We start from the raw sequence: 21,296 nt of genomic DNA on the forward strand, positions 1-21,296 counted from the left end.
AAAGGTTGTAAAAAATTTCTTAAATGAATGGGATTTAGCTTAAATTTTTTTAAAGTAACGATATGTAAACTCTTCTAAATTCCTGTAACCTGAATTTCTACTATGTAATAGTAGTTATGTATTGTTTTCTGAAATATCAATCATTAAAATTAAATTATATTAAAATAATTTTATCGAGTGAGCTGAGGAACATGAAACGGAAACGGACAATTATCTCAAAGCTGATCGGATTAGCACTTTTGATTGTGTTTTGCTGGTCGGGCCTTTATCTGACCGAATATGCACTTGATGAATATCAAATGTATAAGCTGGAGAAACAATTGGATTTAGATAAACAAGAGGCTATATCCATTTCGGAAAAACAGGGGAAAATCGATTTTACAAAGTTGAAAGAGAAGAATGCAAGTACCGTTGGTTGGATTACGATTGATGGAACGGCAATTGACTATCCGGTTGTGCAGGCGGGTAACAACTCTTATTATTTAACTCATGATTTTAACAATGAGCCGTCTATTCAGGGAAGTATTTTCATGGATTATCGCAATCAGATAGATATTGAAGATCAACACACCATCCTATATGGGCATAATATGAAGAATGGCACGATGTTTCATGACTTAAATAAGTATAAAGAAGAAAGCTTTTTAAATGAACATACATATGTAACCTATTACGGGAAAGCAGGCTATTATAAATGGGAAGTTTTTTCGACCTATAATACAGATCCAAGTTCTGACTATTTGCAAACAGAGTTTGAGTCCGGAGAACAGTATGTATCTTTCATAAAACAATTAGAATCTCAATCCGATTTTGGCTATAAGGGAGAACCATTTTCCAAGGATGATCAGATTATGACGCTTTCAACCTGCAGTGAAGGTATGAAAAATGGTAGAAGGGTCGTTCATGCGAGATTGATAGAAAAGAGTTCGTATGAATAGTGATATCAACCACACTAGCATAAAAAGAGAGGCTGCTAGTTTTAGCAGCCTCCAAATTTTATGCTTTAAATCCTGTAGTCATTTGATCAGGGTGAGAGCCGGCGCGGCTGTCCTGATTAAGCTGATCGATTCTGTCCATTTCCTCCGAAGAGAGTTCAAAGTCGAAAACATTGGAGTTTTCAATAATGCGATGCTCTTTAACTGATTTAGGAATGGTTACAACGCCGTGTTGAAGGTCCCAGCGCAAGATAACCTGAGCTACCGATTTATTGTGTTTCACGGCAATTTCTTTAAGGACCGGGTTATCTAAAAGCTGTCCTTGTTTTAATGGAGACCATGCTTCCAGTTGGATTCCTTCTTTTTTACAGTATGCACGCAGGTCTTCCTGTGTTAAATGAGGATGGAATTCTACCTGATTCACCATTGGTTTAATTTCAGCGGAAGCAATTAAATCTTCAAGGTGATGTACCAGGAAGTTACTTACGCCAATTGCACGTACTCGTCCATCTTTATAAAGCTTTTCAAAGGCTTTCCATGTTTCTTTATATTTATCTTTACCAGGCCAATGAATTAAATAAAGGTCCAGATAATCTAAGCCCAGTTTTTCCATGCTTTCATCAAAAGCTTTTAAGGTAGATTCATATCCTTGTTCACTATTCCATAGTTTCGTAGTAATAAATAGTTCCTCGCGTGGGACACCTGATTCTTTGATTGCTTGTCCAACGCCTTCTTCGTTCCCATAAATAGCGGCTGTATCAATACTGATATATCCATTTCGAATCGCTGCTTTAACAGATTGTACGACTTCTTCACCTTCTTGAACTTTAAAAACGCCTAACCCGAGCCATGGCATTTCTACGCCGTTATGTAAGGTAACTGTGTCTTTAAGATTTGTTGGCATATCTGATTCCTCCTGTATCCGTATTGTTTTTCTGACTATTCTTTCATTATTATTATAAGGGATAACTAATCAACTCTGTTAATATAATGAATTCCTATTTCTTCCTGGCGGCTCTAACCTTGTCGATATATTGTGTTGCATATTCAGTAATCTTATCAAAATCACCCGTTTTAGCCGGTGCCACCAAATTGCCGCCTACTCCCACAGCTACACAGCCATTTAAAATCCATTCTTCAATATTATCCAAGTCCACACCGCCAGTTGGCATAATATTTAGTTGAGGGAGAGGAGCTTTAACGGCTTTGACAAATCCAGGGCCAAAAGCATTGCCAGGGAATAGCTTGACGATATCTACACCGGCTTCCAATGCTCTTTTCATCTCCGTGATTGTCATACAGCCAGGCATATAAGGGATTTGATAGAGATTGTATAACAAGTCCGGTACAATACCGAACTCAAACCAGTCAAATAGCTGCGTAAAAAAACACTAATTTTAAGGGGTCAGTACCTTTTCTCCATCTTGCTTTTAGGTTAAGGACCTATTGGATCGCTTAATCTTATTGTTCCATTAAATTTTTATATTGTTTAAATTGGGTATCTACCTCTTGCTTCGGTGGAGCGGTAAGTAAGCTGACAATTATAATGGCCAATAGGCTTGCTCCGAAACCTGGAATCATTTCATAGAGCTTATCTGAGAGACCAAAGCTTGACCAGGCAATGACGGTGACTGCTCCTACAATGATACCTGCCAATGCCCCCCATTTGTTCATGCGCTTCCAGAAAAGGCTTAACAGGATAAGCGGACCGAATGATGATCCAAAGCCTGCCCATGCATAGCCAACTAGATCGAGAATTGTGGCGTTCTTTTCCCATGATAAAAATAATGCGACAATTGAAACAAGTAAAACAGATAATCTTCCTAAGAAAACAAGCTCTTTATCAGAAGCTGAGCGTCTGAAGAATGCTTTGTAAATATCTTCTGTTAAAGAACTGGATGTAACGAGAAGTTGTGAAGAAATAGTACTCATGATGGCAGCTAAAATAGCTGAGATTAAAAATCCGGTGATAATTGGATGGAATAATACTTCGCCTAAAATGATAAAGACAGTTTCTGGATTTTTTAACGTTGGGCCATTTTGTGAGAAATAAGTAATCCCAATAAATCCAGTCAGCATTGCACCAATAATGGAGAAAATCATCCAACCCATACCAATCCGACGAGCCTTTTTAATTTCTTTAACAGATGAAATCGCCATAAAGCGGACAATGATATGAGGCTGGCCAAAATAACCAAGTCCCCAGGCGATGGAAGAAAGAATGCCAAGCACCGTGGTTCCTCTGAAAATATCTAATAAGGCCGGGTTGATAGATCGTGCTGTATCAATAGATTCACCCAATCCTCCCACTTCAATGAGAGTGACGATTGGAACGAGAATCAATGCTATAAACATGATAATTCCCTGTACAAAATCAGTCCAGCTGACGGCAAGAAATCCTCCAAACAAAGTGTAAGCCACTACTACAAGAGTAACAACTATCAATCCAGTATGGTAATCAAGTCCGAATGTACTTTGGAAAAGTACGCCGCCGGAGACCATGCCGGATGAAACATAAAAGGTAAAGAATATCAGAATAACAAGTCCTGAAATTAAGCGCAGCATTTTTGACGTATCGCCAAAGCGGTTCTCTAAATAACCGGGAATCGTAATGGAATCATTGGCTATTTGTGTATAGGTACGCAGCCTAGGGGCTACATAAATCCAGTTAGCCCAGGCACCTAAAGTTAAACCGAGAGCAATCCATGCTGCACTAAGACCTGATGCGTACATGGCACCGGGTAATCCCATTAACAGCCAACCGCTCATATCTGCAGCTCCTGCACTCAAAGCTGTTACAGCCGGTCCCAGTGTCCTGCCGCCAAGCATATAATCAGATAAATTGGTTGTTTTTTTATAGGCAAAATATCCGATTCCAAGCATTAAAATCATGTAAATAATAACTGAAGACAATAATGCATAATCCATCTGTGTGCCCCCTTGGTTTCTTTATCTTTCTAATTTGTCCCCTATAAATCCCCATAAAGTATAGAAGTAAATTAGTCTGGTATATTTTATCAGAAAAATTAGAATAATTCACTTAATACGCAACCCTCTGATTAATACCATAATATTGAAAAAATGGTAGTATTATAAGATACTAGATATATAGATTTATTAAGAAGGGATAGGATCAAAAAAATGAAAGCATACATGCTGAAAATCAGTTTGTTGTTGACACTTGTATTAGGGCTTTTTATAACCAGTACTTCGGCAAATGCTACTCTTTCCAATCCACCAAAGCAGACTATTAATAAGTTGCTGACTGAAGCTGCGATTAAATATGATATCCCTCCTGAAGTGGTGAAAGCAGTGGCATATACAGAAAGTGGATGGAAACAATTCGCAAAAGATGGTGAACCTCTTATCTCCAGTGATGGCGGGATTGGTATCATGCAGATCACTGATCCAGAGCACTCTGAACAAAATGAGTTGAAAACTAATATTAATTTTAATATCGAGGAGGGCATCAAAATCCTCAATGCTAACTACGACCGTACAGACCTCCCTAAAATTAAAGGTGCCGACCGGAATGTGATTGAGAACTGGTATTTTCCGGTGATGGCTTATAATGGTACAAAGCCAGAAAATAGTCCGCTCTATCAAGCTACAGGAAAAAGAAATACTTCTGCTTATCAGGAGAAGGTGTTTTCGAATATAAAAAAAGATATCATTTTGGGAAAAGCACTAGCTGATTTTCCATTTACAGTGAAGGATTTTACCTATATATCGAACAGTAATGCAAATATTAAATTTAACAAATTGAGTTATACATTAACCAATCCAATCACGACTTCACATTCTTCGTTTAAATTGAATAATAAAGTGATTACTAACAGCAGTGTTACATTGAGGGAGGGACCAAGCACTTCATCCAAAAAAGTAAATACTTTAGCTAAAGGCACTATCCTAACAATCAACGGAAGCATGGTATACGACAAGAATCCAACAATAGTAAATCAATTTGTCTGGTATCCGGTTAAAACAACAAGTGGGGTGAAAGGGTATATCGCATCCTCCTATATGTCCAAATATGTATTAACGACGGGGACAGTGACGAATAAATCAACCACGGTAACAGGCAATGTAGAAAAAGGATACACGCTTTCGGTAAAAGCTGGTTCTAAAGAACTTGGTACCTATAAGGCTAAGGCAGCTGCGGGCACCTATACCATTAAAATTAAAGTGCAAACAGCGGGGACAAAGCTGAAAGTAATTGCGAAAGATCAAGCAGGAGTTGTACATGACATTAAGGATATTACGGTGAAAGATGTAATTCCTCCTGCTAAGCCTAGCGCCAATTCTGTTTCAGATAAATCCACATCGGTTAGCGGTAAAGCTGAAGGCGGCAGTACGGTTATCATTAAAGCAGGAAAGACATCTTTGGCCGGGAAAGTAAATGCAAAAGGGCAGTACACGATTAAAATAGCGAAACAAAAGGCTGGTACCAAATTAACCCTTACAGCTAAAGATCCAGCTAATAATGTAAGCCCGAAACAAACCATTACGGTGTTGGATAAAACGGCACCCTCTGCACCTAAAGTAAATGCAATCACCTCTAAGACCAAGGCTGTTATGGGTAAGGCAGAAGCGAATGCGACTGTTACAGTCAAAGTAAATAATAAAACGCTTGGAAGTGCAAAGGCAAACAGCAAAGGGGCTTATACTGTAAATATAAAAACTCAGAAAAAGGGTACAACCCTTTCCGTAACGGCTAAGGATAGAGCTAACAATATAAGTAAAGCGACACAAGTGAAGTTAACAAAGTAATACGCGATTGAGAATAAGGGGGAATCCTCTTATTCTCTTTTTTTATGCGAATAAATAGGCATATTTTAATAAACGGGAGTTATGAGTTTTAGTGAATAAGGATATAGGAAGTCGCTTATTCTTCTATATGTTTAGCATGGAGTGGAAGATAGGTATGTACTAAACTGAGTGGAAAAATCTAATGTACTCTATTAATGAAAGACAACCTCATTAATCAGGAATGTTTCAATGAACCTTCATGTGGTATATATCCGAAAAGGCACAAAAACCGATTGCGCTTGGCGCAATCGGCATTTATTTTTGGTCATTCTCTGGAGAGTCTAATTCAATCCATTCATCAGCCCATTTAGCGATGGCCTGCATCAACGGCTTCATGGATTCTCCTGTTTCCGTTAAGGAATATTCAATTCGGACCGGTGTTTCCGGATAGACGTCACGTTTAACGATGCCTTGTTTTTCTAAGTCTTTTAGCCGTTCAGATAGAACTCGTCCACTGACGCCAATTGATGACTCCAGCGTGCAAAAACGTTGGGGACCAGATTGTAATTGATAGATAATTAAACCTGTCCAGCGGCGGCTGAGAATCTCCATGGCCTTTTCAAACTTAGGACAAATGTGAGATTGATTCATTTGACTTCACCCCTATAACCTATATTATAACGTATGATTGGAAAATCATATAATAATTTATGTTGGAATTTATTTACTTGACACACGTTAGTTACTAAATTAAAATTAGTTACATAAAGTAAGTGACGTTCGGACTGGAAAATTTGAATATCACTTTTCAATTGGGAGAGAAAAATATGAACTTTCATCAGAAAACAAATACGTTTGTGAAAAGTCTCGAGTTAAAGGTACTTAATATGGAAAGGTCACTGGCCTTTTACAAAAACATTATTGGTTTTAAAATCCTGAAACAAGAGAGTAACCGGGCTGTTTTAACAGCGGATGGAAAAACACCATTACTCACCTTAATTCAACCCGAAAAGGTTATACCAAAAGAGGCGCATAAAATCGGTCTGTACCATTTCGCCTTATTGTTGCCTTCACGAACTGAATTAGGAAGCTTTTTACACCATGTCGCAAAGATTAATTATCCAATGGGTGCTTCGGATCATCATGTGAGTGAAGCGCTATATTTACAAGACGTAGATGGAAATGGAATTGAAATTTATGCTGATAGGCCATCTTCATCGTGGATATGGAAAGATAAAGAGGTACATATGGTTACTGAGCCTTTGAAGATAGAAGAGGTATTGGCAGCGGGTGAAGACAAGTTGTGGGAAGGTCTTCCGGCTGAAACGATGATGGGGCATATTCATCTGCATGTTGGAAATCTTGAGCAGGCGGAAGAATTTTATTGTAAGGGATTAGGGTTTGAAGTGGTTGCGCGTTATGGGGAACAGGCATTGTTTGTATCCACAGACGGCTATCACCATCATATTGGTTTAAATGTATGGAATGGCAGGAATATACCGGCTGCTTCAAAAGAAAGCGTGGGGCTCCAAGCGTTCACCATTCATTATCCAGATGATGGGCGAAGGGAAGAAGTTATTTCTCGTTTGAAAGAAATGGGTACTGAAGTTCGAGAAGAGACTGGCCATTGGGAAACACCAGATCCGTTTGGTTTAACTATTCGGTTATCTGTCTAAATAAACTAGGTATCAACTGGAGTTTCTAATTGAAAATCGGGGAGGAATAAAATCATGAACGAAACAAATGGATTTTTATCAGCAATTGAGGCTAGACGTTCACTTTATGCGATCAGTAATGAAAAGGTAGTATCCGAAGAAAGAGTGCAGGAGATTGTTGAATTTGCAGTAAATCATACACCGTCTGCTTTTAACTCCCAAAGTTCAAGAGTTGTTGTGTTGTTTGGGGAACATAGTAATAAGTTTTGGGATATCGCAACTGAAACATTAAGAAAAGTTGTACCTGCTGATAATTTTGCCAGCACCCAAGAAAAAATGGATATGTTCAATGCGGGCTACGGTACCATTCTTTTCTTTGAAGATCAAGCTGTCATTGAAGGCCTGCAGTCTCAATTTGATTTATATGCAGATAAATTCCCGATTTGGTCAAATGAAGCCTCCGGTATGCTGCAACTCGTTGTTTGGACAGCTCTTGAAACAGAAGGGTTGGGGGCGACGCTGCAACATTATAATCCAATAATTGATGATGAAGTGAAAGCAAACTGGAATATACCAGCAAGCTGGAAATTAGCAGCCCAAATACCATTTGGAAAACCAATTGCACCAGCCGGTGAGAAACAATTTAATCCAATTGAAGATCGTGTAAAAGTATTTAAATAATCTTATAATGTCTAAGTAAAAAGACGCTCCCTTTGAAGTGACCGGCAAAAGGTGGATTACTCTACCCTTTTGAGGCGCTTCAAAAGGGGGCGTCTTTTAATTTACTTTAATTTAATTTCGATCCTGGTACTCTCTTTTGAGTTCAGTTTGAAAACGGTCCAGAAAAATACCAACCAAGAAAAAGGCAATTAAAACGGAGTAGAATGTTTTAAATACAGCATGGATAGATTCCGGGCTCCAAACAGAAGACCAGAAAGTGCCACCGCCAAAAAATCCATAGGCGAGAATTAAAATATGTAACACAAACCAGAATAGGGTGAGAGTACTGGTATTTGAACGAATAATTAAAGCAATTAAGCTGATTAATACGGCTAAAAAGGCCATAAAGAGGTATGGACTAATAGACAGCCAATGTATAGATAAGAGTTCAAAAATAAATAGACCAATTAAATATAGATGAAAGGCATAGGTCATAAAAAAGATGAAGGGCGTCCCATTATGTTTAGATAGGATTAAAAGTACACCAGCGATGAGTAAAAGGACTCCTATAAAAGGGGCACCCCATGCGAAGAACATCATGATACTGCCAAATATAAATCCAACCATGTTTGCATAATTTATTTTATTTAACCAATCAGTAAACATCCCCAAGCCCCCCTCCAGTGTGGGAATTATAAATCTTTATTTGATTATACCCTTCTCACGCTGAAATTAACTATTGCATCCTTGATAGTTATTGTGTAAGTAAGGTGGTTATGGTAAAGTGAAAGTATTGATAAGACCGTAATTAGGAGGTTTTTGTTCGTGTTGCATACTACACTCATCGTACTATTGGTTATTACATGTATCAGTTTGATTGTCGTGGTCTTACTCCAATCCGGTAAAAGTGCAGGATTATCCGGTGCTATTTCCGGTGGAGCTGAACAGCTTTTTGGAAAACAAAAGGCCAGAGGACTTGATTTATATCTACATCGCGCTACTGTTATTTTATCAGTATTATTCTTTGTTTTAACGATTCTTGTTTCTTTTTTCGCAAAGTAATATGAAGTAAACAAACATTGCCTGGCACTTTGCCAGGCTTTTTTGATGTGTATATCGTTCTTATTAATAGCGTTTTGTTACTCTAACGTCGTAAACTAGTAATACATAGTATTAGTTCAAGCAAATAAAGGGAGATTTTATGTATGAATATAACACAGCCAAAACCATTCACATTCGCGGGAGGAAACCGGGCTGTCTTATTGCTTCACGGTTTTACAGGGAATAGCGCCGATGTACGAATGCTGGGCCGGTATCTTGAAGGCAAGGGATATACATGTCATGCACCGCAGTATAAGGGTCATGGCGTACCTCCGGAAGAATTGGTCAATTATGGACCAATTGATTGGTGGAAAGACTGCATGAGAGCCTATGATAAATTACGGGCAATGGGTCATAAAGAGATTGCAGTAGCCGGTCTTTCATTAGGAGGGGTATTTTCCTTGAAATTAGGTTACACTGTACCTGTTAAGGGTATCGTACCGATGTGTGCGCCTATGTATATAAAAAGTGAAAAAGTCATGTATGAAGGTGTTTTGGAGTATGCACGTGAGTACAAAAACCGTGAAGGCAAAAGCCAGGAACAAATAGAATTGGAAATGGCTCATTTTCAGAAACGACCGATGGAAACCTTGCGGGCATTACAGGAATTGATCAGTGATGTACGGGAGCGCGTGAATCAAATTGATGTGCCGCTATTTGTCGCTCAAGCCCGTCATGATCATATGATCAATACAGATAGCGCCAATATCATCTATAATTCTGTGAACACAGAACAGAAGAGTTTGAAATGGTATGAGGAATCAGGCCATGTCATTACACTTGATAAAGAACGAGATCAGCTTCATCAAGATGTCTTTGCGTTTTTGGAGAGTCTTGAATGGGCAAATTAATATATAAATCAATGTTAAAGGAAAGAAAGGAGGGGTTTGTGTGGATGATATGATTCGTCAACATGTAGACAAGCTGTATTCTTATATGAAAGAAGAAGCTTACAAACCCATGACCGTACAAGAATTAGAGGCAGCAATGGGGGTAGAGGACTCCGAGGATTTCAAAGATTTTGTGAAGGCTTTAGTATATATGGAAGAGCATGGCCAAATCGTGAGGACTCGTTCCGACCGTTATGGACTGCCGGAGAGAATGAATCTTGTGAAAGGAAAAGTTTCCGGTCACGCCAAAGGATTTGCTTTTGTGATTCCTGAAGAGAAAGGCATAGATGATATTTTTATTCCTCCGCATGAGTTAAACAATGCGATGCACGGAGATATTGTGATGGTCCGTGTCTCTTCGCAATCATCAGGACAAAGACGGGAAGGGACCATTGTTAAAATCATCGAACGCGGTGTTCAAAATGTTGTAGGAACTTACACGGAAACAAGAGGGATTGGTTTTGTGATCCCGGATGATAAAAAAATGGCCAATGATATCTTTATCCCTAAAGAGGCAAAGAACGGTGCTGTTGAAGGCCATAAAGTGGTTGTTAAAATAACAAACTATCCGGAAGGCAGAATGTCGGCAGAAGGGGAAGTCATCACGATCTTAGGGCATAAAAATGATCCTGGTGTTGATATTTTATCCATTATTCATAAGTTTGGATTGCCAGGGGAGTTTCCGCAAGACGCATTGGAACAAGCCAATCAAACACCTGAGGTCATAGATGAAAAGGATCTGGTGAATCGCCGTGATCTGCGAAATGAAACAATTGTGACGATTGATGGTGCGGATGCGAAAGACTTGGATGATGCCGTAACGGTAACCAAACTCGAAAATGGAAATTATAAGCTTGGTGTACATATTGCGGATGTCTCCCATTATGTTACGGAAGGATCTCCAATTGATGTAGAAGCGGCTGAGCGTGCGACAAGTATCTATCTGGTGGATCGGGTTATTCCGATGATCCCGCATCGTTTATCAAATGGGATTTGTTCATTGAATCCGCGTGTGGATCGGTTAACATTATCTTGTGAAATGGAAATCGATTCAGAGGGAGCAGTGGTTGCTCACGAAATATTCCAAAGTGTGATCAAAACAACGGAGCGTATGACGTATTCAGACGTGAATGAAATTCTCGTTGATAAAAATGAGGAATTAATCAAACGCTATGAACCAATTGTACCGATGTTTGAAGAAATGGAAAAATTAGCCGAAATTCTTCGAGGAAAAAGAATGCGCAGAGGAGCCATTGACTTTGATTTTAAAGAAGCTAAAATCCTCGTTAATGAAAATGGAGAACCAACTGATGTCGTTCTTCGTACACGTTCTGTTGCAGAAAAATTAATCGAAGAATTTATGTTGGCAGCTAACGAAACAGTAGCCGAGCATTTCCATTGGATGGATGTACCGTTTATTTATCGTATCCATGAAGACCCGAATGAAGATAAGCTGAGAAAATTCTTTGACTTTATCGTGAATTTTGGTTATATCGTTCGTGGTTCAGCCAATTCCATTCATCCGCGTGCTTTACAGGAAATTATTGAAGCTGTGCAAGGTAAACCGGAGGAAATGGTCGTATCGACTGTCATGCTTCGTTCGATGCAGCAAGCGAAATATGATCCTGAAAGCTTAGGACATTTTGGATTGTCGACAGATTATTATACTCACTTTACATCACCAATCCGCCGTTACCCAGACTTAATTGTCCATCGCTTAATTCGAACGTATTTAATCAATGGTGATTTAAGCAGAGAAACACAGGAAAAATGGAATGAAAGGCTTGGAGAGATTGCTCAGCATACATCTTCAATGGAACGCCGTGCAGTAGATGCAGAGCGGGAAACGGATGATTTGAAAAAAGCCGAATACATGGAAGATAAAGTGGGAGAAGAGTTTGACGGGATCATCAGATCTGTCACAAACTTCGGGATGTTCGTTGAGCTTTCCAACACCATCGAAGGTCTTGTCCATGTCAGCTATATGACAGATGATTACTATCATTTCGATGATCGTCAATACGCGATGATTGGTGAACGTACGGCCAAGGTGTTCAGAATTGGCGATGAGATCACTGTTAGGGTCATTAATGTAAATAAAGACGAGCGTGCCATTGACTTTGAGATTGTAGGAATGAAGGACAATCGTGAGCGAGTATCTGGTGAAAAACGCATTTTTAGAGCAGAACCGGGTAAAAATCGTCGTAAAGATTCATCTAAGCCACAAGGCAAAGGCGACAAGCATAAACCAGGAAGCCAGGGTAAAGCCAAGCCTGGAGAAAGCTCCGATAAAAAAGGGCCGAGAAAGAAAAAGAAATTTTTTGAGAATGCACCGGCTGCAAAGCGCAAGTCCGGAAAGAAGAAAAAGCGCTAATGATTAATGAGAGGAGAGCTAACAAAAGTTAGCTCTCTTTTATTTTTGGAGGAGAAGGAAGTATATTCAAAAATTTGAGGTATATATGACATGGTCGTTTTCACAGTATTTTTTGTGAATTCCATTTACTTAGTCATATTACTGTACTTTAGATACTATAATTTATATAATACATATCATATGTCTTTAGTATGGATTGAGAAAGGGGAGAATTTGAAATGAATACATTTTTAGTTATTATAAATATTCTTATATTGCTTGCATTAGTCGGTATACTATTCTATATGCAAAAGAAACATGTTTCCTTTTCAAAACGAGTATTTACAGGTCTCGGATTGGGAATTCTTTTGGGGGTATTCCTTCAATTGGCATTTAAGAGCGACAGTACTGTTCTAACAGATACGAAAAACTGGTACAGTATTGTTGGAACAGGGTATGTCAGCCTGTTAAAAATGATTGTTATGCCCTTGATCGTTGTGTCGATTATATCAGCCATCATTCGTTTAAAGGGACAGGCAGGAGTGGGGAAAATCAGTTTCTCCATTATCGGAATTCTGATTTTAACAACAGCTATAGCGGCTGCTGTTGGAATAGGCAGTGCTTTAACATTTGATTTATCAGCGGACCACCTTGAATCTGGCGAAGCAGAGCAAACTCGTTCGGCCGAGTTAGAAGAAACGATGGTTCAAGTAGAGAATCAGAGCTTCCCAGAACGTATTTTGCAGGTCATCCCAACAAATCCGTTCCTTGATTTGACTGGACAAAGACCGACTTCTACGATCGCAACGGTCATTTTTGCGGCGTTCATTGGGATTGCAGCTATGGGTGTTAGAAGAAAAGCACCAAAAGAGTTTGAAACATTCGAAAAAGTTATTAATGCTCTATATAAAATTGTGATGAGAATCGTTACATTGATTCTTCGCTTAACTCCATATGGTATTTTAGCCTTAATGGCGACCACTATTGCCAATACAAATGTTCAGGGAATTGTTGAGTTATCCACCTTTGTTATCGCTTCTTATGTAGCGCTGATCGTGATGTTCCTGATTCATCTGGCTATATTATTCTTTACTGGATTAAATCCGATGCAATATGTTAAGAAAATGGGTCCTTTACTTACATTTGCCTTTACATCTCGTTCAAGTGCAGCGTCCATTCCAATTAATGTAGAAACTCAAACTAAACAATTTGGTAACTCAGAAGGAATTGCGAACTTTGCTGCTTCTCTAGGGGCATCCATTGGTCAAAATGGATGTGCAGGAATCTATCCGGCTATGTTGGCTGTCATGATTGCACCGGACCCACTTGATCCCGGATTCCTTATTCAGCTAGTCATCATAGTTGCCATCAGTTCATTTGGTGTTGCCGGTGTTGGCGGTGGAGCTACATTTGCCGCATTAATCGTCTTATCTAGCATGAACTTGCCAATTGGTATTGCAGCGTTACTGATCTCTGTAGAACCATTGATTGATATGGGCAGAACAGCTCTTAATGTCAGTGGTTCAACTACAGCAGGCTTAGTAACTGGCCGTGTAACAGGCGAATTGGACAAAGATGTGTATAATGGTAAAATGGTTGAAATGAATTCGGTTGAGGCATAAAAAGAGAAGGGGGAATGCAGTCTATATGCATTCTTCCTTTTTCATTGTTTCGTAATGCTTTAAGTCGGGAAAGGAATAAAGGGTTTATCTCCATGTTTCAATTTCCGAGAGAAGGATAACAAGCGTTTCAATCGAATACTATATAGGTATGGATTTCAGCGAAATGGAGGAATACTAGAATGAGTAAGATTACGGTTCAAACATCCAATGCACCGGCAGCGATTGGGCCATATTCACAAGCGATTCGAGTGAATGGATTTGTTTATACATCCGGACAGCTTGGGTTGAACCCTGAAACGGGTGAATTAAAGGATGGGGTACAGGAGCAAACACATCAAGCATTTAAAAACATACAGGCTATTCTCAAAGAAGAAGGGCTTGATTTGAATCATATCGTGAAGACGACCGTATTCCTGAATGATATGAATGATTTTGCGGCAGTCAATGAAGTATATGCCACTTATTTCAGCGGCAGTTTTCCAGCTAGAAGTGCTGTGGAAGTAGCGCGTCTACCTAAAGACGGACTTGTAGAAATAGAAGCTATTGCTGTAGTATGATAAGAGAGAGCCCGAAGCCAGGCTCTTTTTTAACCTAACCCATATACAGAGAGAGGGGGCAATTAAATGCCAAAGGGTACAGGAAAAGTACTTGGTCAAAATAAAAAAGCGTATCATGATTACTTTATCGAGGAAACCTATGAAGCAGGAATTGTTTTGCAGGGGACTGAAATTAAATCAATCCGAAATGGTCGAGTTAACCTAAAGGATTCATATGCAAGGATTATTAATGGGGAAGTCTTCTTAATGGGAATGCATATCAGCCCATATGAGCAGGGCAACCGCTACAATCATGATCCATTGCGCGTTCGTAAGTTACTCTTGCACAATAAGGAAATTAGCAAATTGATCGGCGCAACAAAAGAACAAGGGTATGCGCTTGTGCCATTGAAGCTGTATTTAAAGAACGGATTTGCCAAGGTTTTAATCGGTTTAGGCAAGGGTAAAAAGAATTATGATAAACGTGAAGACTTGAAGAGAAAAGAAGCGAAACGTGAAATTGAACGAGCATTTAAAGATCGTCAGCGTTAAGCTTAGGTTGGTACTCTCACCAAGTTCTTACAATTGAATTTCACATTTATTATGTTATAATTACTTATGTACCACAATTGAATAGAAGCAACGCAAAAGTAAGCTTCTTCATCTCGTGCGATCCACATTCTTATCATGGGGACGTTACGGATTCGACAGGGGTAGTTCGAGCTTATGTTGCGAGTCGAGGGGATCGTCCTCGTTAAAACGTCAAAGCCTATAACTGGCAAACAAAACAACAACCTAGCTTTCGCTGCTTAATAACAGTCGATAAGCTGTTCCTCCCTCCATTGTCCATGTGGTAGGGTAAGGGACTCAAATTTAGTGGACTACGCCGGATCTCACCGTCTGAGGGAGAAGGAAGAGAACAACCAGACTAGCTGTCCGGGCGCCTGTCGATAGGCAGAAGGCACAGCGAATTGCTAATATATCGACTACACTCGTAGATGCATAAGTGCCGTTATCTTTGGACGTGGGTTCGACTCCCACCGTCTCCACCAATACATATGTTGGTGGTTTTTTATTTGTGTGTGGGTGTGTGGCTTTAATTATAATTTTGCCAAACTGGCAATGAAATCATTCCTAAATTTCATATAAAATATATTTTAACGATGAAAGCTCGGTTTATACCGAGCTTTTTTCTTTATCAAAGGTCGTCAATTTGATGGATTGAAAGATATACAGAGAGAATTAACAGATTATGTACATTAGTATAATATCATTGAACACTGGTTTATATGAATCCTATTTAGTACAGATCTGAGTGCCTTAAAAAGTGGAACCGTGACCTATTTATAGGTTATTTTTTTTATTAAATATTGTGTGAAGATTATAATTTACATGAGTTTTATGATGTATGTAAAAGTTAAATTTTATAGCCAAATTCTCAATTAATTTAAAAAAAAGGCTTTTAATCGTTATATTGATATACTAATATTTCGAGTGATATAATCTCCGATGGAAATAAATTATACAAATTTCATAATATGTAAGATAGGAGATAGAGTATAAAATGAATTGGAAGGCAACAGTAGCAGGAGCGATAGGAGTAACAGCTATAGCAGGAACATTGGTGTTTAATACAGATGCGGCAAACAAAGTAATGGACAACATTGAAGCATTAAGATCAAAAATAGCTGCATTTGCTAAAAATGATGAAGCATTAGTTGAAAAATATAATACATTAAAAGGTGAAGCAGAAGTAAAAATAGCTTCATTACAAGAAAAAATAGATGAATTAAACGCAAAATTAGAAAATAACGAAGATGTTTCTACATCTGAAAAAGCAGAATTGGAAGCAGAAATAAAAAGACTTACAGGAGAACTAGAAAAAGCTAATGCAGCTATAGAAGACTTAGAAATAAAGTCAAATGATGCAGTTCAAGAAGCTAATACTTATAAAATGACAGATCCAGATACTTTACCAGGATTAGGTGAAGATCAAGAAGCAGTTGAAATAGCAACAGTAAAGCCATATTTTTATGCAAACCGTGCTCAAGTTACTATCAGCCTAAAAGAAGATATAGATATATCACTTTCATCTAAAGGAAATATTAAAATTGAGTATATTGATGCTGATGGAAACCCTGTAGAAACAAAAAGTAAAATTTATAGTGGATACTTAAATGATTCTGAAGGTAACAAATATGGAAAAGGTGCAGAATTTTGGAATCAAAATTATTCCAATCAATTAGTAGCTGGTACAACATATTCTTCAACTCTAAATAAAGCAAATATAGCTAAAGTTATCGTTACAGTAACTAACAATGATGGTGTAGTACAAACAATAACAAAAGAAAAATAAAAACTTTATAAAATCTAAATAAGGACTAATTTTTATTAGTCCTTATTTTAGAATCTGGATATAAAGGGAGAAAAAGATGAACAAAGTTTTAATTAGTACAGTTATTGGGGTTGTTGCTAGTGCGGCTATAGCATCAGTTGCTATAGCATCATCCGTAGTATTTAATTCTGCTCCAATAGACAATATTGAAAATAATATAAATATTTTAAAGGATAAAGTAGAAGCTTATTCAACTAATGAACAGAAGTTAGTAAACAAATATATGGAATTATATAAGGAATACGCTAAATTAAAAGAAGCTACGGTACAAGATAGTGATGCAGTATCAGAATCTAATGTTGATAGTTTAAAAGATGATTTAGAGAAACAGGAAGAAAAGAATAAAAAACAAGAAGACTATATAAAAGAATTAGAAGAACAAATAGAAAAAATAGAGTCCAATAAGGTTAAACAAGAAGAAACTAAAGAACAAGAGGACTATATAAAAGAATTAGAAGGTCAGGTAGAAAACTTAGAGTCCAACCAGGTTAATCTAGAAGAAAAGAATAAAGAACAAAAAGACTATATAAAAGAATTAGAAGAACAAATAGCAAACATAGAGTCCAATAAAGTTGACCAAGAAGAAAAACCTCAATCTAGCATTGAATTAGAGGTAGAATAATGGAAAATAATCAATCAACTACTAACGGCTCTAAGAGAAATTTATTAATAGTAATGCTAGTAGCATTGCTACTAGCTCTTGTATTTTTAGTTAAATCTTGCTCAGTAAATGAAGATTCTAAAGATGAACAAGAGATTACATCTGAAGTATCAAAAGATGAGGGAAAAGATAACGAAGACAATCTAGATCAAGATAACGATACAGATCAAAACCAAACTACTAATAATGATAAATTATCAAGTGGATCTCTAGACAGTACCAACCAAGATGGTTTAGTAAATAATGCCCAGAATCATATACAAGGCAATCATGACAATTCATCAGGCGGTTCTCAAGATGGTGATAATCAAACTACCAATAATGGGAATAGTATATTAGATAATAGTACTGATGTTAGTACTGGGGAGAATACTGATACTGATAATGATCAATCCTCCAGTGGTTCTCAAGATGGTGATAATCAAACAGGTTCAGATACAAATCCAGGTCGACCGAATAATCCAGAAGATAACGGAAATGGAAATCTATTAAATTTGTTATATGATGAATTAATTAAGGCTAATGATACTTTTGAATACTTTCTAGAAGTAACTGATGAAATCTTAGAAAGTTACTAGAAAGTATTACATAATTTTTGATATAAAAAGGATAATCCATTTGGATTGTCCTTTTTATATAGGTATCTTTACTTACTTCTCGCCTGAAGCGTTTATAATTTGAAAAAGAGCTACTAATCTACAATCTTTTTTGCAGGCGAATTCTTTTTAAGTCTAAAATCATATTTCTTTGCATTTTGATATCCTGGATCGACATAACTGGATTTCTCATCACTTTATGAAGCGGCTAACCAATAATTCAGTATTTTCACCTGAAAAGAAGTCCTTTTACGAAAGCTTTAAGGCAAAATATGACCGCTGTTCAAATAAAGGCGATACCATTCCTCGCGGCTGAGCTTAATTTCACTGCCTTTTATAATTTCAGCCATCCGATTTTGGTTAGTGGTACCCGCAATCAACTGAATGTTTGCCGGGTGTCGCAAAATCCATGCTGCTGCAATGGCAGTTGGCGTTGTTTCGTAGTTCTCAGCTAATTCTTGGAGAGATTGATTCAACTCAGGAAACTTCTCGTGATTGTCGATAAAGACGCCTTCAAAGAACCCATACTGAAAAGGTGACCAAGCCTGAATCGTGATATCATGCAACCTGCAATAATCAAGGACACTGCCATCTCTATCAACCGCACCCTCTGTTTGCATATTCACTTCCATTCCATTAGCGATCATGCTGGAAAAGGGGATGCTAAATTGCATCTGATTGACGATGATTGGCTGCTTTACATATTTTTTTAATAATTCAATTTGCATCGGTTTATGATTGGATACACCGAAATGAAGAACTTTGCCAGTGCTCAGAAGGGTATCAAATGCCTCCGCGACTTCCTCGGGTTCGACTAAAGCATCTGGGCGATGAAGAACCAGTACATCTAGATAATCTGTTTCCAGACGTTTTAATATTTCATCGACAGACGTTAAAATATGCTCTTTCGATAAGTCATACATTGCACCTGGTTTGATTCCGCATTTAGATTGCAGGATTATATCTTCTCTGTTATATCCGGCAATCTTTAGGGACTTATCAAATTTAGTTTCACAAATCCCTTTGCCATAAATATCAGCATGATCAAAGAAATTTAACCCATTCTCCATGCAAAAAGAAAGATGGGAAGCTAATTTGTCATCGTCCATAGAATCAATTCTCATACAACCTACCGCAATCGCTGGAACGCTCAAATTGCTGCTGCCAAGGTTTATTTTTTTCATGATTATTCCTCCTCCATTCATTAAAAGGACTCGTATCTTACCTATCTAAGTTAGCGGCCGATTAAACCTAGGTGAAATTTTAATTCTAATCGTCCAAGGGCCAATAATCTGTATGCTGTCTCCATTTTACTATAATGAAGAAGAAAGTACTTTTGGGAACCCTTACATTTATTCTGTTTTAGAAGTCGGAAGAAGTAAATGTATCTTTTAGCAGGGATAGTTAAAGAGGATATCCGACCTGGATATCCTCTTTAAGCTAAAGCCTATTTAATATTTTGCTCATAAAATTATTCGTTGATCTTATATACAAAATAATCAAAATCTGCATGTTTTCCTTCACCTGAAGTATCCTGGCACTGCATGCCTACAAAGGCTCCGGTAAAGAATCCTCCGCCGCGGATATAATCATCAGACAGTTTATAAGAATATAAGGTTACCGGGATTTCTGTCCAAGTTTCCCCGTCAAATGAGTAAGAATAGTGGTACGTGTTTGTTTTGACATCGGAACGTATATAAACATATTCAACTTCATCCGGTACAGGAATTTCATTATCTCTCAATGGTCGATCAAAGGTGAAATTATCACATACCGTTAAATCTAGAACTCTTCCTTTTTCTTCATGCCATGTAAGCTGGAGAGCACTCCAGTTTTCCGTATTGTAATAGTTTACTAAACCGGCAGCTTGCTGGAATGATTCCGGTTGAAAAGCTACTTTTGTTTCAGCTGTAAAGTTAAAATGCTGCCAGCGTCTCGCCACAAAAGCCTGTGTAAATTTTGAAGAGAGCGATTCTTTACCGTACAAGCGCAAGTGACCTGGTTTTTCTTCCAATGAAAGATGATCTCCCAACGGAATCCGTAATGTCTGGAAGTTAAGATGTAATGTCTTATCGTTAAAATCATCTTTTTCGGGATCTTTATCCCATTTTACTTCTTCCATATTAGGTCCTTCTATTTCAAGGGAAGGCTGATTACCACCGACGACATAAGGCCAATCGTTTTCCCAGGTTAGTCGTTGAATAGCTGTTTCACGGCCGAGCGGACAATATCCTCTTGGATCCAGTAATGCCTCATTCTCTTTAGGAAGAGGGCGTCCGGTTAAATGAACTAAAAACCACTCATCAGTATGTGTGTGAACAATGGATGCATGGCCGGCTTTTTGTAATGGGTTTCTTGGATATGGAAACGATGTAATCAATGGATTTTCCGGATGAACGTCATATGGGCCATCAATCGTTTTCGAACGCGCAATAGTAGCCTGGTGATCATATTTTGTTCCACCCTCGGCTGTTAAAAGATAATAGTAGCCATTCCACTTATATAAATGGGGAGCTTCCGTTAACTTAATGTCCGTTCCTTTGAAAATAATCTTTTTGCTGCCAACCAACTTTTTCTCTTCAACGCTATATTCCTGAAGAACAATCCCATAGAAAGGATGGTTTCCAAGGCGATGATCCCAAACCATATTAACAAAATATTTTTTACCGTCATCGTCATGAAATAAAGAAGGGTCAAAACCTGAACTGTTTAGATGAACGGGGTCGGACCATTCACCATCAATGGTTTCACATGTACTGAGATAATTATGACTGTCTTTCCACTGCCCGTCAGTCACCTTCACATCCGTATAAATCAGCCAGAACTTCCCATCATGATAGGAAAGAGCAGGAGCCCAAATACCGCCTGAATTAGGATTACCCATCATATTCAGTTGGCTTAAACGATTTAATGGACGAGAGACTAATGTCCAATTTTTTAAATCTTTTGAATGATAAATACCTACTCCCGGGAACCATTCAAATGTAGAAACGGCAATATAATAATCATCGTCATGTCTGCAAATACATGGATCAGGATTAAAACCAGTTAAAATAGGATTTTGAATTTTCATTATTGTATTCTCCTTCATATATAAAAAATATAAGCGCTTTCAAATTTGTGGGTGCTTAGGTTGAACCAGC

19 protein-coding genes, 1 other RNA gene and 1 pseudogene are annotated in these 21,296 nt (G+C 38.0%); 14 read left to right on the plus strand and 7 right to left on the minus strand.

The features are described from left to right. Positions 1 to 191 precede the first annotated feature (191 nt). On the plus strand, positions 192 to 938 hold the full coding sequence (gene srtB, locus AC4G3L_RS13720; RefSeq protein WP_491077543.1) for a class B sortase: 747 nt from the start codon (positions 192 to 194) through the stop codon (positions 936 to 938). Positions 939 to 996: 58 nt separating this feature from the next. Here the strand turns inward: srtB and AC4G3L_RS13725 are convergent, their stop codons facing one another. From AC4G3L_RS13725 to putP, 3 genes and pseudogenes are all read right to left on the minus strand, one after another. After that, positions 997 to 1,839 (minus strand): aldo/keto reductase, encoded by an 843-nt coding sequence (locus tag AC4G3L_RS13725; RefSeq protein ID WP_491077544.1) that lies wholly within the window; start codon positions 1,837 to 1,839, stop codon positions 997 to 999. 94 nt (positions 1,840 to 1,933) lie between these two features. After that, positions 1,934 to 2,272, minus strand: a pseudogene (locus AC4G3L_RS13730) (beta/alpha barrel domain-containing protein); the annotation flags it as partial. Positions 2,273 to 2,396: 124 nt separating this feature from the next. After that, entirely contained in the window at positions 2,397 to 3,863 is a 1,467-nt protein-coding gene (gene putP, locus AC4G3L_RS13735) for a sodium/proline symporter PutP (protein ID WP_491077545.1), read from the minus strand. A 213-nt stretch (positions 3,864 to 4,076) separates the two neighbouring features. Here putP and AC4G3L_RS13740 point away from each other — a divergent pair, with 213 nt between their 5' ends. Then, positions 4,077 to 5,705, plus strand: coding sequence for an Ig-like domain-containing protein (locus AC4G3L_RS13740; RefSeq protein WP_491077546.1), 1,629 nt, complete (start codon positions 4,077 to 4,079; stop codon positions 5,703 to 5,705). 294 nt (positions 5,706 to 5,999) lie between these two features. Here AC4G3L_RS13740 and AC4G3L_RS13745 read toward each other — a convergent pair whose 3' ends face one another. Beyond that, positions 6,000 to 6,335, minus strand: a complete 336-nt coding sequence (locus AC4G3L_RS13745) for a winged helix-turn-helix transcriptional regulator (protein WP_491077547.1) — start codon at positions 6,333 to 6,335, stop codon at positions 6,000 to 6,002. A 176-nt stretch (positions 6,336 to 6,511) separates the two neighbouring features. On the opposite strand from AC4G3L_RS13745, the gene AC4G3L_RS13750 reads away from it, so the two are divergent. Both AC4G3L_RS13750 and AC4G3L_RS13755 read left to right on the plus strand, forming a co-directional pair. Continuing rightward, on the plus strand, positions 6,512 to 7,360 hold the full coding sequence (locus tag AC4G3L_RS13750; protein WP_491077548.1) for a VOC family protein: 849 nt from the start codon (positions 6,512 to 6,514) through the stop codon (positions 7,358 to 7,360). Positions 7,361 to 7,414: 54 nt separating this feature from the next. Then, a complete protein-coding gene (locus tag AC4G3L_RS13755) occupies positions 7,415 to 8,020 on the plus strand; it encodes a nitroreductase family protein (protein ID WP_491077549.1) in 606 nt (201 codons plus the stop codon). Positions 8,021 to 8,131: 111 nt separating this feature from the next. On the opposite strand, the gene AC4G3L_RS13760 is transcribed toward AC4G3L_RS13755, so the two are convergent. Next, complete coding sequence (locus AC4G3L_RS13760) at positions 8,132 to 8,665, minus strand: hypothetical protein (RefSeq protein ID WP_491077550.1); 534 nt, start codon at positions 8,663 to 8,665, stop codon at positions 8,132 to 8,134. A gap of 162 nt (positions 8,666 to 8,827) precedes the next feature. On the opposite strand from AC4G3L_RS13760, the gene secG reads away from it, so the two are divergent. The 10 genes from secG (at position 8,828) to AC4G3L_RS13810 (ending at position 18,135) form a co-directional block, all read left to right on the plus strand. Next, entirely contained in the window at positions 8,828 to 9,061 is a 234-nt protein-coding gene (secG, locus tag AC4G3L_RS13765; protein ID WP_491077734.1) for a preprotein translocase subunit SecG, read from the plus strand. A gap of 143 nt (positions 9,062 to 9,204) precedes the next feature. Then, positions 9,205 to 9,951 carry an alpha/beta hydrolase gene (locus tag AC4G3L_RS13770; protein WP_491077551.1) on the plus strand — a complete coding sequence of 249 codons (747 nt, stop codon included), beginning with the start codon at positions 9,205 to 9,207 and terminating at the stop codon, positions 9,949 to 9,951. A 49-nt stretch (positions 9,952 to 10,000) separates the two neighbouring features. After that, the gene (gene rnr, locus AC4G3L_RS13775) at positions 10,001 to 12,364 is read left to right on the plus strand and encodes a ribonuclease R (protein ID WP_491077735.1); all 2,364 of its coding nucleotides are present in this window, start codon (positions 10,001 to 10,003) and stop codon (positions 12,362 to 12,364) included. A 218-nt stretch (positions 12,365 to 12,582) separates the two neighbouring features. Next, entirely contained in the window at positions 12,583 to 13,965 is a 1,383-nt protein-coding gene (locus tag AC4G3L_RS13780; RefSeq protein WP_491077552.1) for an L-cystine transporter, read from the plus strand. Between the two features lie 179 nt (positions 13,966 to 14,144). Continuing rightward, complete coding sequence (locus AC4G3L_RS13785) at positions 14,145 to 14,522, plus strand: RidA family protein (RefSeq protein WP_491077553.1); 378 nt, start codon at positions 14,145 to 14,147, stop codon at positions 14,520 to 14,522. 66 nt (positions 14,523 to 14,588) lie between these two features. Further along, positions 14,589 to 15,053, plus strand: a complete 465-nt coding sequence (gene smpB, locus AC4G3L_RS13790) for an SsrA-binding protein SmpB (RefSeq protein WP_491077554.1) — start codon at positions 14,589 to 14,591, stop codon at positions 15,051 to 15,053. A gap of 137 nt (positions 15,054 to 15,190) precedes the next feature. After that, positions 15,191 to 15,553: a transfer-messenger RNA gene (ssrA, locus tag AC4G3L_RS13795) on the plus strand. Positions 15,554 to 16,065: 512 nt separating this feature from the next. Continuing rightward, positions 16,066 to 16,857 (plus strand): hypothetical protein, encoded by a 792-nt coding sequence (locus AC4G3L_RS13800; RefSeq protein WP_491077555.1) that lies wholly within the window; start codon positions 16,066 to 16,068, stop codon positions 16,855 to 16,857. Positions 16,858 to 16,933: 76 nt separating this feature from the next. After that, the gene (locus AC4G3L_RS13805) at positions 16,934 to 17,518 is read left to right on the plus strand and encodes a hypothetical protein (protein WP_491077556.1); all 585 of its coding nucleotides are present in this window, start codon (positions 16,934 to 16,936) and stop codon (positions 17,516 to 17,518) included. Beyond that, entirely contained in the window at positions 17,518 to 18,135 is a 618-nt protein-coding gene (locus AC4G3L_RS13810) for a hypothetical protein (RefSeq protein WP_491077557.1), read from the plus strand. The genes AC4G3L_RS13805 and AC4G3L_RS13810 overlap by 1 nt, the downstream gene beginning before the upstream one ends. A gap of 278 nt (positions 18,136 to 18,413) precedes the next feature. On the opposite strand, the gene AC4G3L_RS13815 is transcribed toward AC4G3L_RS13810, so the two are convergent. Continuing rightward, on the minus strand, positions 18,414 to 19,337 hold the full coding sequence (locus AC4G3L_RS13815; protein ID WP_491077558.1) for an aldo/keto reductase: 924 nt from the start codon (positions 19,335 to 19,337) through the stop codon (positions 18,414 to 18,416). Between the two features lie 287 nt (positions 19,338 to 19,624). Next, the gene (locus AC4G3L_RS13820; RefSeq protein WP_491077736.1) at positions 19,625 to 21,229 is read right to left on the minus strand and encodes a glycoside hydrolase family 43 protein; all 1,605 of its coding nucleotides are present in this window, start codon (positions 21,227 to 21,229) and stop codon (positions 19,625 to 19,627) included. Positions 21,230 to 21,296: the final 67 nt, after the last annotated feature.

This window comes from Bacillus sp. z33, from assembly GCF_058313615.1.